Annotated in this window: 14 protein-coding genes and 1 riboswitch; of the genes, 8 read left to right on the top strand and 6 right to left on the bottom strand. The window is 45.9% G+C overall.

All coding sequences use genetic code 11. From position 1 onward, the window contains the following. Positions 1-55 precede the first annotated feature (55 nt). Positions 56-850, bottom strand: a complete 795-nt coding sequence (locus tag GUA98_RS05345; RefSeq protein ID WP_227779432.1) for a bifunctional 5,10-methylenetetrahydrofolate dehydrogenase/5,10-methenyltetrahydrofolate cyclohydrolase — start codon at positions 848-850, stop codon at positions 56-58. 111 nt (positions 851-961) lie between these two features. Continuing rightward, positions 962-1,043: riboswitch (ZMP/ZTP riboswitch) on the bottom strand. A 125-nt stretch (positions 1,044-1,168) separates the two neighbouring features. Between GUA98_RS05345 and GUA98_RS05350 the strand changes: the two genes are divergently transcribed. The 4 genes from GUA98_RS05350 (at position 1,169) to GUA98_RS05365 (ending at position 3,742) form a co-directional block, all read left to right on the top strand. Further along, positions 1,169-1,606 carry a ribonuclease gene (locus tag GUA98_RS05350; protein WP_153978434.1) on the top strand — a complete coding sequence of 146 codons (438 nt, stop codon included), beginning with the start codon at positions 1,169-1,171 and terminating at the stop codon, positions 1,604-1,606. Between the two features lie 16 nt (positions 1,607-1,622). Continuing rightward, positions 1,623-1,898 carry a barstar family protein gene (locus GUA98_RS05355; RefSeq protein ID WP_153978435.1) on the top strand — a complete coding sequence of 92 codons (276 nt, stop codon included), beginning with the start codon at positions 1,623-1,625 and terminating at the stop codon, positions 1,896-1,898. Positions 1,899-2,136: 238 nt separating this feature from the next. Continuing rightward, positions 2,137-2,502 (top strand): hypothetical protein, encoded by a 366-nt coding sequence (locus GUA98_RS05360; RefSeq protein ID WP_153978436.1) that lies wholly within the window; start codon positions 2,137-2,139, stop codon positions 2,500-2,502. Positions 2,503-2,728: 226 nt separating this feature from the next. Continuing rightward, positions 2,729-3,742, top strand: coding sequence for an ABC transporter substrate-binding protein (locus tag GUA98_RS05365; RefSeq protein WP_193722289.1), 1,014 nt, complete (start codon positions 2,729-2,731; stop codon positions 3,740-3,742). 107 nt (positions 3,743-3,849) lie between these two features. On the opposite strand, the gene GUA98_RS05370 is transcribed toward GUA98_RS05365, so the two are convergent. After that, positions 3,850-4,302: a hypothetical protein gene (locus tag GUA98_RS05370; RefSeq protein WP_153978438.1), complete on the bottom strand. Its 453-nt coding sequence runs from the start codon at positions 4,300-4,302 to the stop codon at positions 3,850-3,852. A gap of 47 nt (positions 4,303-4,349) precedes the next feature. After that, the gene (locus GUA98_RS05375; RefSeq protein WP_153978439.1) at positions 4,350-4,796 is read right to left on the bottom strand and encodes a hypothetical protein; all 447 of its coding nucleotides are present in this window, start codon (positions 4,794-4,796) and stop codon (positions 4,350-4,352) included. A gap of 249 nt (positions 4,797-5,045) precedes the next feature. Here GUA98_RS05375 and GUA98_RS05380 point away from each other — a divergent pair, with 249 nt between their 5' ends. The 4 genes from GUA98_RS05380 to GUA98_RS05395 all read left to right on the top strand — a co-directional run bounded on the left by GUA98_RS05380 (position 5,046) and on the right by GUA98_RS05395 (position 8,628). Continuing rightward, the gene (locus GUA98_RS05380; RefSeq protein ID WP_415753007.1) at positions 5,046-5,387 is read left to right on the top strand and encodes an iron chaperone; all 342 of its coding nucleotides are present in this window, start codon (positions 5,046-5,048) and stop codon (positions 5,385-5,387) included. Positions 5,388-5,564: 177 nt separating this feature from the next. Further along, entirely contained in the window at positions 5,565-6,650 is a 1,086-nt protein-coding gene (locus GUA98_RS05385; RefSeq protein WP_227779514.1) for a threonine aldolase family protein, read from the top strand. A 158-nt stretch (positions 6,651-6,808) separates the two neighbouring features. After that, on the top strand, positions 6,809-8,062 hold the full coding sequence (locus GUA98_RS05390) for an MFS transporter (RefSeq protein ID WP_153978441.1): 1,254 nt from the start codon (positions 6,809-6,811) through the stop codon (positions 8,060-8,062). A 212-nt stretch (positions 8,063-8,274) separates the two neighbouring features. Next, complete coding sequence (locus tag GUA98_RS05395) at positions 8,275-8,628, top strand: MmcQ/YjbR family DNA-binding protein (RefSeq protein WP_183521449.1); 354 nt, start codon at positions 8,275-8,277, stop codon at positions 8,626-8,628. A 118-nt stretch (positions 8,629-8,746) separates the two neighbouring features. Here GUA98_RS05395 and GUA98_RS05400 read toward each other — a convergent pair whose 3' ends face one another. The 3 genes from GUA98_RS05400 to GUA98_RS05410 all read right to left on the bottom strand — a co-directional run bounded on the left by GUA98_RS05400 (position 8,747) and on the right by GUA98_RS05410 (position 11,835). Further along, positions 8,747-9,577: a carbohydrate ABC transporter permease gene (locus tag GUA98_RS05400; RefSeq protein ID WP_095287216.1), complete on the bottom strand. Its 831-nt coding sequence runs from the start codon at positions 9,575-9,577 to the stop codon at positions 8,747-8,749. A 1-nt stretch (position 9,578) separates the two neighbouring features. After that, entirely contained in the window at positions 9,579-10,451 is an 873-nt protein-coding gene (locus tag GUA98_RS05405; protein WP_153978443.1) for a carbohydrate ABC transporter permease, read from the bottom strand. Positions 10,452-10,521: 70 nt separating this feature from the next. Further along, positions 10,522-11,835 (bottom strand): ABC transporter substrate-binding protein, encoded by a 1,314-nt coding sequence (locus GUA98_RS05410; RefSeq protein ID WP_153978444.1) that lies wholly within the window; start codon positions 11,833-11,835, stop codon positions 10,522-10,524. Positions 11,836-11,876 lie beyond the last annotated feature (41 nt).

Here is an 11,876-nt window from a genome sequence, read left to right on the forward strand (position 1 = left end):
AAGAAGCACGCAAAGCCCTCATGAAACGAGTGAGCTTTGCGTGCTTTCGTACATATTATGATGTTTTTTCAGATTGCATGCAGGCTGATTTGATCGTGTGTTCGATCAGCGTAGCAATGGTTACGGGACCAACCCCACCCGGGACGGGTGTAATGGCAGATGACGGAGTCAAGCAGGATGAAAAGTCCACATCACCGATATTGCCTTTATTGTAACCTGCATCAATGACAACTGCACCAGGTTTAATCCAGCTTCCTTTTACAAAACAGGCTTTGCCAACGGCAGCAATCACGATATCTCCTGACTTCACGATTTCTTCCAGATTGACGGTTTTGGAGTGACAGGTAGTTACCGTTGCATTTCGGTTAAGCAGCATGGCTGAAACGGGCTTACCGAGAATTGGACTTCTTCCTATGACCACAGCGTGCTTGCCTTCGATGGGTACGTTATAGAAATCCAGAATGCGGATAATTGCTTGTGGTGTGCAGGAAGGGAAAGCGGCGATTCCAAAGGCATTTAACGCAAATCCTAGGGTGGTAACGCCATCCACGTCTTTCTCTATGCTTATAGCATCAAAAGCGGCTCTTTCATCGATATGATGCGGTACCGGGTGCTGCAGCAGAATGCCATGAACGGATACGTCTTCATTTAATTTGGTTATTTCCTGAATTAATTGCTCCGTTGTAGTCTCTGCAGGCAAAACCACTTTAATCGAATGTACCCCTATTCGGGCACATGCATTGCCTTTCATTCGTACATACGTTTCTGATGAGGGATCATCACCAACCAAAATAGTCGCTAGACAAGGTGTAATTCCTTTCTCCTTCAACCCGGCAACCTTCGCAGTCATCTCTTACTTCATAAAGTCCGCTACCGTTTGTCAATTCAACATTAGCTTCTCTGTACTCATGCTCATCATCGCCCTTTCCAAATAAAAAGAGGCAAGGAAATAAAACTTCCTTACCTCGGCCCAGGCGTACGGCTTGATTAGACATCATATGCTCCCTCACGGTTCACCGTGTTCGCCAGTTACATATGACCATATTACCTTGATAGTACTTCATTTTGAAATGTACATCAATCCTTTTAACTTTAGCTATACTTGGAACTGTGTTCAGATTGGTATATACTTTTTTGAGTTAAGAAGATTAAAAGGAGATTATAAGCAGTGTATATTAAAAAATGGCTAGGTGCTGTACTCATTATTCTTGCGACGATGCTGGTCGCAGGTTGTTCACTTGAATCGCTAACTGTAGATGATTCGACCCAGACTCAGGCTGTCTTGAACCAATTTGACGAAGTGGCCAATTATCTTGCCGAGCATCAGGAGCTTCCGGATAATTATATTACCAAGAAGGAGGCCAGAGCTTTAGGCTGGGAACCAAGTGAAGGAAATCTGCAAGATGTGGCCCCAGGCAAAAGTATCGGCGGTGATATTTTTCAGAATCGGGAAGGCCTGTTACCCAAGAAAAAGGGAAGAACGTGGTACGAGGCAGATATCAATTATTCGGGTGGAACCCGGGGGAGTGACCGAATCCTCTATTCCAGTGATGGCTTAATATACAAGACAACCGATCATTATCGCACGTTTGAACAAATCAAATGACCAAAGGTAGGATGGTATGAAGACAGTAATCATTGATGGAAATGATATTCATGGAAAAGAAGAGCTGCATGATATTCTTCAGGCGAAGCTGGGGTTAGATGACTCTTACGGGCGGAATCTCGATGCGTTATGGGATGTCATTACAGGCTTCATTTCAATACCACTAACCATTCAATGGGTGAATTTTGAGGCCAGCAGGGCTGTGCTTGGAGAATACGCTGATCAGCTATTGGAGTTAATGCGTGAAGCAGAAGAAGAGCTGGATCAATTTCAATTGGATCTGAAAATGTAAAAACGAACGGGCAGTCCGCTGAGGACTGCTTTTTTTAATGTGCAACATGTTCCATGAGACTTCCGTTAAGGAGTTAAGGAATCCACAGGAGGTGAGGGTCATTCCCAGGAAGTTATTGTACTTCATTTATGTTCTGTCACTGGTTAGTCTGACAACATCTTGTGCAAGCACGTCCACGAATGCAGATGCTGATAACGGTCTAAGCGAACTATATGTTGCAGCATTGGAAGAGGTCATCATGATAGATTCAGCTCTTAATAGATCAATGGAGTATATATCAATAGATTATGATCGGACACCTGCATTAAGTGATTCTGATGGACAACATATAATGGAGTTCTTACAAACGGAATATAAGGTGGACGTTTATAACCTTACTTATGAACAATTGCTTAAGCAAGGTTTATATGAAGGTAATGAAAGCAATCTCCGAGGAATTTTACTGCGGATCGAAAAGGTTGAGCTGGCGGACGAGAAGAATGAGGCCACACTTGAGGTCAGTAAATATCGATCGAATGAAGGTTCCATCTCTGTAAGAATAACGTTGCAATATAGGGATAACCATTGGATGGTAGTTGATCATAATACCTTGAAAGAGAGCTAATACAGGATAAGGATGGGAGATTACAAGGTTCCACGAATACTAAACAATCTGTCTTAAAAGTCGCCCATGGCGGCTTTTTTTTGTTCCTGTAATGAAAGCTGTCTGCGGGGTGAAACATTCAATATAACTACATTTTACAAAGAGAACTAGAATTAGCTTGTCAAATAGACTGCATCATGATAAAGTGATAACGATTATCAATATCATTTAAAAAGGTGGGTTTACATTGTTGAGGCGATCTAATTCGATCTTGCTTATACTGGCACTAACCGTGCTGCTGGTACTAAGTGCATGCGGTCAGACCAAGACGACGAGTACAGCGACGGATGCAAGTGCAAACACGGCAGAGCAGACAACTGACTCAGCATCAGCAGCTGAACCAGCGACAACTGACGAAGGGGAGACCGTTACATACCAATCGGATGCGGGAGAAGTTGAGGTACCCAAAACACCGCAGCGTGTCATTGATTTGACGGCGTTTACGACAGGATACTTTGTAGCACTGGATGTTCCCGTGGTAGGAGCTCTGTCTGGAGCAATGGGCAATAAGTATATCAAGGATCAATTGATAAGTGAAGGAACGACTGATCTGGGTGAGCAGCCTACAGCGGAACAGCTGGTAAGCCTCAAACCAGATCTGATCATTGCTTATACGGGCACAGAGGGCCTTGATCAATTGTCTCAAATTGCCCCTGTGGTTCAAATTCAATATGGCAAACTCAACTATAAAGATCTTATGCTTGAATTAGGCAAGCTAACGAATAGGGAAGATGCAGCGAAAGCCTGGGTTACAAACTGGGAAGCGCAGATTAGCGAATGGAAACCCAAAGTAGAAGCCGCAGTCGGTGACCGCACTGTCTCCATTCTGAATCCATACGCGAAGGGATTGTACGTATTCGGCCATAACTATGGTCGTGGCGGTGAAATCCTCTATGGTGAATTTGGCTTGAAAGCCCCGACCAAGGCTCAGGCAGAAGCAATTGACAGCGGAACAGGCTTTGCTTCGATCTCCATGGAAGTGCTGCCGGAATATGCAGGTGACATCATCTTTACCAGCCCGTGGTCGGGCGATACAAGTGATGCCGAGGTCGTATACAGCAATACACTGTGGGAGAATCTGCCTGCTGTTAAAGAAGGACATGTCTTCCAGCTGGATAACACGTCGGACACTTATAATGATCCGATCACTTTGGAAGGACAACTGAAATTTATTACGGACAGCTTGCTTTCAGTGAAGTGAACATTGTAAATTAAGCATCTGTGAAGTAAACAAGCGAAGAGCACCCTTATGTCACTAACTTGACAAGGATGCTCTTTTTTTGTTTGAATTCATCTGTTTCAGGGCTCTTAGTCATCGGAATACACAGTTGCATTAAAACTTTCGGGTCCGAGCCTGACATTACTTACGCCGGTATCCGGACCATAAGAGAATGTCGCATAGGCGGAGTAGACGAGCTGGCCATTTGCCGGGGGAGCGACATTATAATCAGAGCCCGTAAAACTGAGCACACACGGACTGAAGAAAGGGTTGCCGAGGACAGTCCTTTCTGCACGGTACACCAGCTGCTGCGAGGCTCCCAGACCACGATATACCTCAACGGCAAGAGAACCGTTGTTAAATAACTGATTGGCGGTTACCGTTACGATACCTGAGAAAAGTGTGCGGATGATTGGTCCCGGATTACTTACTTGCAGCCCAACCTGAGCGAACAATAACGGAACACCGTTTGTGAAATTGGGAGTGAGAACGCCCTGACCTTTAGATCCTTGAGAAGTTCTTGCATCCAATAGCTTAACCAATTGAAGTCCTCCTTTCTTCGAAGCTGAGGAGTAATCGAAACGTAGAGTTAATCGTCGCTGTAAGCTACAGCATTGAAGCATTCCGGTCCAAGACGGGTGGCTTGTTCTGATGCGGATACAGGGACGAACGTTGCAAAGCAGGAATAGATGAGCTGCCCGTTGGCTGGTGCAGGCACATTATAATCCGAACCTTCAAAGCTCGCCAGAATCGTACTGTCGTTAGGAAATACAGGCTGGGAAACTACATAGATCGGTTGCCCCGTATAGGTTGCCCCTCTGAATATTTCAAAACGAATAGACGAAGGCAAGGAAGACACATTGGACACCGAGATACGATAGGTCCCATTAAATTGTGTTCGAATGATCGGCCCCGGATTAAAAATATTGAGTCCAACAATCCCCAGCAGGGTAGGAGTATTTGCGCCAAGCATGACGTTGAGCGGGGTAATTCCTGCTGATCCCAGTGACGTACGGGCGTCAAGTGTACGAACCATAGCAATTCCTCCAATCTATCAATTTGCCATATGATATGTTATTCAGTGGAAGGAGTTGTCCGCTTAGCGGCAAGAACTTTAAGCTGCTCCAGAGAGATACAGCACGAATCAAACGATTTTTTATTTGGAGACTTGAGATGAACGTGTATACTTGAGGAAAAGAGTAAGTTAACCAATAAACAAACGAACTTAACTAATTTCCATATAGGAGGAGTTTACTTGAAAGAATTTGAAGATTTTCTGACGCGGATGGATAACCCTGACCAGCGTGCTCGAGCCGAAGAAGTACTGAATTGGGTGGCTACAACATTTCCTAACCTAAAGGCCAAGATTGCATGGAATCAGCCAATGTTTACGGATCATGAGACCTTCATTATCGGATTCAGCGTTGCCAAACAGCATATGGCGATTGCTCCCGAGAAGGCAGGCATTCTTCAGTTTTCAGACGAGATTGTGGAGGCTGGCTATGATCACACGAAGGAATTGATTCGAATCAAATGGAGACAACCCGTGGATTTCTCTCTGCTGGAGAGAATTATTGCTTTCAATATTGCAGACAAGGCAGACTGCTCGACTTTTTGGCGAAAGTAAAAGCAAAGCATGATATAACGGCTTTTCACGAATGACAATGATTATGTAAAGGTTAAATAGAAAGGTGTGAGCCAGATGGGGCAACATACGGGTAACCAAGCTAAAGATCAGATCGAAGAGACATCTGCTGAAGAGACTGCGGGGTATGGCTTGAGCGATACACCGGATACATCATTAATGGATGCGTTCATGGAGGCTGAGTATATCATTGGCGGTCATGGCAGTCGCAAAATCAAGGTTCTCCAGGAAGCATTTCAGCACATTGACGGTGAGATGTACAGCGATCATTACGGGAGCGGAGAAACCATTGAACATTTCCAGCGGCGGATGGCTGAAGTACTGGGCAAGGAGGCAGCCATCTTTTTCCCAAGTGGTACCATGTCACAGCAGATCGCGCTGCGGATTTACTGTGATCAAAAGGAACTGAAGCGTGTAGCTTATCATCCCCTGTGTCACATTGAAATTCATGAAGAAAACACGTTGAAGGAGCTTCATCAGATTGAAGCGGTTCTGCTTGGTGACAAGGACCGGTTGATACGATTGGAAGATGTACAAGCGATCGAAGGCGACATAGCCTGTCTACTGCTTGAATTGCCTCAGCGGGAGATTGGCGGCCAGCTGCCTGCATATGAAGAACTCGAAGCCATCTCGGCTTACTGCCGTGAACGGGGAATCAAAATGCATTTGGATGGAGCCAGACTGTTTGAGATCACACCTTACTATCAGAAGTCGGCCGCAGAGATCTGCAGCTTGTTTGATAGTGTGTATGTATCTTTTTACAAAGGCATTGGCGGAATTGCAGGAGCAATACTGGCTGGAGATACGGATATGATAAAGCAGTCCCGAGTTTGGAAACGCCGGTTTGGCGGGGATTTGATCGGTCTATATCCATATATTCTAAGTGCCCAATTTTATTATGATCAACGCATCAATAAGATGGGAATCTATTACGAACAAGCGAAGCAGCTCGCTTCTTTGCTGAATCAGTGTTACGGAGTACGCACACTGCCCGAAATACCCGTGTCGAATATGTTTCATGTGTACATCGAACGAACCACGGCTGAGGCTGAACCCATTCTCAGCAGAATGACGCAGCAGTTTGGAATAGGGTTTACTTCATATCTAAACGAAAACAGCGAGACCGGGCATTGTTCATTTGAACTTTCTCTGGGAGACCGGTATGAAACCATACCGGAAGATAGGCTGCAATCTGCTCTGATGTGGCTGGATGAACAGCTGCGTTCGCATGGTCCGAAGGACTGAGTTGGACTTCATTGTTAAATTCAAGGAAATCGTCCAATTGGAAAAATCAGTCTTTAGTCGGTGGCGTGGGAAGATGATGTCCGTATAATTATGATTTGAGAGGAGACGTCAGATCATTAAAGTATGGACATCTTTAAGACAAATGGAGGTTGAGGGGATTGAATAGGCAAGTCCAAGGCACGAATGCACCAAGCCTGTTTCGCAATCGGTTTCTTCAGACAATCTTGTTATCCAGCGTTCTCCTACAGATCGGCATCTGGGTTCGGAATTTTGCAATTCTACTGTATGTGGCAGAGACAACGAATAATGATCCATACGCCATTTCACTCATTAGTGTGGCCGAGTTTGCCCCGATTTTTGTGTTTTCGTTCATCGGAGGTACCTTTGCTGATCGCTGGCGGCCCAAACGAACGATGATTTGGTGTGATGTATTATCTGCCGTATCCGTATTTGCAGTTCTCCTGACCATACATTACGGCTCATGGCATTCGGTCTACCTTGTTGCATTTATTTCGGCAATTCTGTCGCAGTTCTCCCAGCCTTCAAGCATGCGGTTGTTTAAGTATCATGTTGCAGAAGAACAGCTGCAGCAGGGCATGGCTCTGTTCCAATCCCTGATGGCCATTTTTATGGTGCTTGGCCCGATGCTTGGCACCTTCGTATACAGCACGTTTGGCCTGGAAATATCCATCGCTGTTATGGGCATCGTTTTCCTGCTATCCGCACTCGTTCTCGTTCGCCTGCCCGAGGATCAGATGCAGACACAAACGGCTGGGGCTAAAGGGCAGTTCCGAAAAGAATTCGTCGAAGGGTTTCGTTACGTTTGGCAAAGTCAGGTGCTCCGAATGCTCGGGCTGGCGTTTATACTTGCGGGTCTCTCCGTTGGCGTAGCTCAAGCGCTCAACCTGTTCATTGTTACCGAGCAGCTTGGCAGGAGAAAGGAATTCCTGCAATATCTTCTGATGGTGAATGGTGCAGCCATGCTAATTGGTGGGGGAATAGTAGCCACATTTGCGAAGAAGGTTCCACCACAAATTCTGCTGGCGATTGGAATGGTAGCCGGTGCGGTATGTACAGCCATCGTAGGTTATTCAACAAGTGTTCCCGTCACGCTGACCGTTCAATTTCTGAATGGATTGGTGTTCCCTTGCATTCATATAGGAATCAGCACCATGATTCTGAAATGGTCGGAGGCTTCGATAGTTGGCCGCGTAAATGGCGTTTTGAATCCGATGTTCGTAGGCATGATGGTCATTTCCATGTCCTTCGCAGGTCCGTTAAAAGATGCCTTTTCACTGAGCACGATCTATAGCGGAGCAGGGTTTTTGTTTCTTATTGGCGCATTGGCCATGATTCCAATCATGAACCACAAAGCTCCGGATAAATTACCGCAAGTTGCACAAGAGGTATAGTACAGCAGTAGCTTCATATTAAGTAATGCACGGGAATCGGCATGAAGTGCCGGTTCTTTTTTGTCATTCACGATGAAGTAACCTTGCATATAACCAGCGGTTCATCCAAAATGGGATGGGAAGGATCTCTCTACGAGCGTCGTTCGACACGGCCTGGTTCATTACAGCGAGGATGGATTAAACTCAGAGAACGAAAACGGAGGAAATAGATCATGACATTGGAAGAATTAACGGAATACTGCTTGTCGTATCCCAGTTCATATGAAGATCATCCATTTGGAGAAGGCTGGACGGCGATACGCCACCAAGGAAACCAAAAATTATTTGCACTCATATTGCACAACTATAACGGACATGTCAGTGTGAATCTGAAGTGTGATCCGGAACGTTCGGATTTCCTGCGAAACGCATTCCCGGAGGTTATTCCCGGTTACCATATGAACAAGGAACACTGGAACACCGTTAACGTGGAAGGTAATCTGCCTGTGGAAGATGTGCAAGGAATGATTAAGCACAGTTACGAATTGACACGGCCCAAGCGGGTAAAAAAGAAAAGCGAAGCTTAGTGCAGGATAGTAGCTCCCCATTAAGTTGAAGACAAAAGTTAAAAAGACAAAAACCCACCTTGTTAGGTGGGTTTCTTAGGGTTTAATTAAACATCATGAGCTTCGGTTGTAGAGCTGCTTAGCCTTTGACGGCTCCAGCCGTGAGGCCGCTTACGATGTATTTCTGACCGAATAAGTACAGGATGAATACAGGCAGCGAAGTCAGTACAAGATTGGCAAAAATCAAATTCCAGTCCCGGCTGTACTTGCCGTAAAAATTGTAAATTGAAAGCGGCATCGTCCACGTGGAGCTGTCTGTCAGGAAGTAAACCGGAATCGTAATATCATTCCATACCGACATGAACACCATGATGGCCACTGTCGCGTTAACCGGCAGAATGAGCGGCGTGACGATCCGAAAGAATACGCCGAACACGCTTGCACCTTCCAGAAACGCAACTTCGTCGAGCGCTCTTGGAATGGTTTTGATAAAACCACTGTACAAGAATACACTGAACGCCGTATTCAAAGCGGCATAGATCAGGATAACGCTTGTTATGCTTCCGTAGAAGCCCAAGCCCTGTACAACCCGAATCGTTGTAATGATTGACATTGGAGCAATGAGTCCCATGAAGAAATACATATAGATCGCTCCGGAGACTTTCGTTTCTCTGCGAGCTAGAATGAATGATGCTGCCGAAGATGCCACGATATTGATGACCGAGGATACGCCAGTAATCCAGATACTGTTGAGAAAAGCCCTGGATAGACCGCCTTCTTCGAAGACCCGCACGTAGTTCGAGAACTGCCATGTATCAGGTAAACTAAGCGAAAAGCTGAGTACCTCGGCGCTTGTTTTGAATGAACCGAAGATCAGAATCACGAGCGGCAGAAGAACAATCAGGGAGGCCAGAATTAGAAATCCTTCCACAATGTAATTGCGGATGGCAAGTTTGCGAGTATAGCCCATGTTATTCGGTAACCTCCTTACGACGCATAAAAATCAGCAGCGGAATGGCGATAATGGTGACAACGACGAACAGCAGTGTATTGACTGCGGTACCGAGTCCCCAGTTGCCTTCACCGAAGGAACGCAGAATAATGGTACCCACAACCTGAGAAGCATTACCCGGACCCCCGCCGGTCATGACGTAGACTTCGGAAAATACTTTGAGTCCACCGATTAGGGTCAGCATCAGGTTGATATTAATGGCTGGCAGCAGCAGTGGCAGCGTGATTTTAAAGAAGCTTTTCCATGAGCTAGCCCCGTCAATGGTTGCCGCTTCGTAATATTCCTGAGAAATGGATTGCAGCCCGGCCAGATAGATGGCCATTTGAAATCCGGCGCTTTGCCATATGGAGACGATGGCGATGGTCCAGATGACGATGGATGGATTGGTCAGCCAAGCCTGGCTTAATGAGTGCAAGCCTACAGCTTCGAGCAATTTGTTAATCGTGCCTTCGGTTCGCAGCATCGGTGTAAACAAAATACTGATGACGAGAATGCTCAGAATGGAAGGGGAGTAGAAAATGGCACGCAGCAGATTTTTGGTTCGTAGTCTCATGTTAAGTCCTACGGCCAGCAATAGACCGATGACATTTTTGCCAACGACAGTGACGATTGCGAAGATCGCCGTATTTTGCAGTGCCAGGATCAGCGTTTTGTCAGAGAAAATCTTCTTGAAGTTGTCCCAGCCGATGAACTGAAGTTCCAGTCGATCCAGCCGCCAATCCGTAAATGAGTAGTAGAATCCTGCGATGGCTGGGATGACGAAAAAGATGGAGTAGATCAGCAATGCCGGATAGATCATGTAGTACGAATACAGATTTTTAGCCCTTTTCATGTCTCACACTCCGTTATAGCTCGGGCAGCATAGATAACAAGAATCTATGCTGCCCGGTTTTTTTATCTTCTTAGAAACCGGCCACACCTTTGTCCTGCATCAGCTGGCTGAACTTCTCGTCCCAAGCCTTCAGTACTTCTTCCGGTGATAATCCGCCTGCAAATTGATCCTGCAGCAATCTGTACAGTTCACTGCGGTCAACGAGCATATAAGCATCAGTCGTTAGTACCGTTTTCTTAGGCGTAATGTAATTGTCTACGATATCCTGTTTATAGGCAGGCAGCTCAGGTGTTGTTACGTCACTGAAATTGGATACATAACCTTTTGAATCAACGATCTTCTGAGCAACTTCCTTCGAAGCAATAAAGTCGAGGAACTGTTTGGCTTCTTCCAGATGTTTGGATTTCTTCGGAATGAACAGCTGACCGCCGAGTGGACTCGCACCCAGACTCGCATCCTGTGTAGATGGAATAGGGAATACGCCGAGTTCCATGCTCGGGTCCTGCTCGGCCACACCTTCAATCAGCCAGTCACCCATAAACATCATGGCGACTTCCTTGTTCAGGAATTTACCCACGGCCATATCGTAGCTGTCGCTAAGCACGTCTGTGTTGGTGTAACCTTTGGTGTACACTTCGTACTGCTGCTCCAGGAAGGTTTTGAACTCCGGAATATCGGACCATTTTTTCTTATTGCTGTTCAGGTCATCAAAGAACGTAGGGTCATTCTTGGCTGCGAAGTCGGCAAAAGCTGCTGCTGGCCAGATGTTGGCTGCCCAGGCATCTTTGTAAGGCATAAATACGGGAGTGATGCCGCTCGCCTTAATCTTTTCGCATATAGCCAAAAACTCTTCATAGTTTGTCGGAATGGACAAACCAAGGTCTTCAAAGATCTGTTTGTTGTATACGACCCCTTGCATGCCTGTATCCTGGCTGACATGGAAACTGTAGAGATGACCGCCGGCAGAAAGGACGTCCTTGTTCACAATTCTGCTCGCCCAAGGCTCGTTATCCAGAATTTCAAAATTACGTTCCAGGTTCAGGTCCGTCACAGCACTCGCCAGGTTGTATTGAATGATATCGGGCGTTTCATCAACCGCCAGCTTGGTTTGCAGTACAGTCGTGGTCTGTTCTGCTGGAATAAGCTGCAGATTCACACGTACGTTTGTCTGTTTTTCAAACTCATCCAGAATGTCCTGTTGAATAAAGGCAGAGTCCTGCGAACTTTTGGAAATGGCGAGTTCCAATGTGACCTTGGAACCTTTGCTGTCTCCTCCAGCAGCTGTTCCGGAATCACTTCCTCCAGATCCGCATGCGGTTAATGATATGGATAATAAACTGGCCAAAACGATGGATGCTGCTTTTTTTCTTTTATGATTCTTCAATGCAAATCCCCCTCTAAAACGTTTAATGAATCCGTTTACAA

This window comes from Paenibacillus sp. P13VS (assembly GCF_015143645.1).
GTDB lineage: Bacteria > Bacillota > Bacilli > Paenibacillales > Paenibacillaceae > Paenibacillus > Paenibacillus xylanilyticus_A.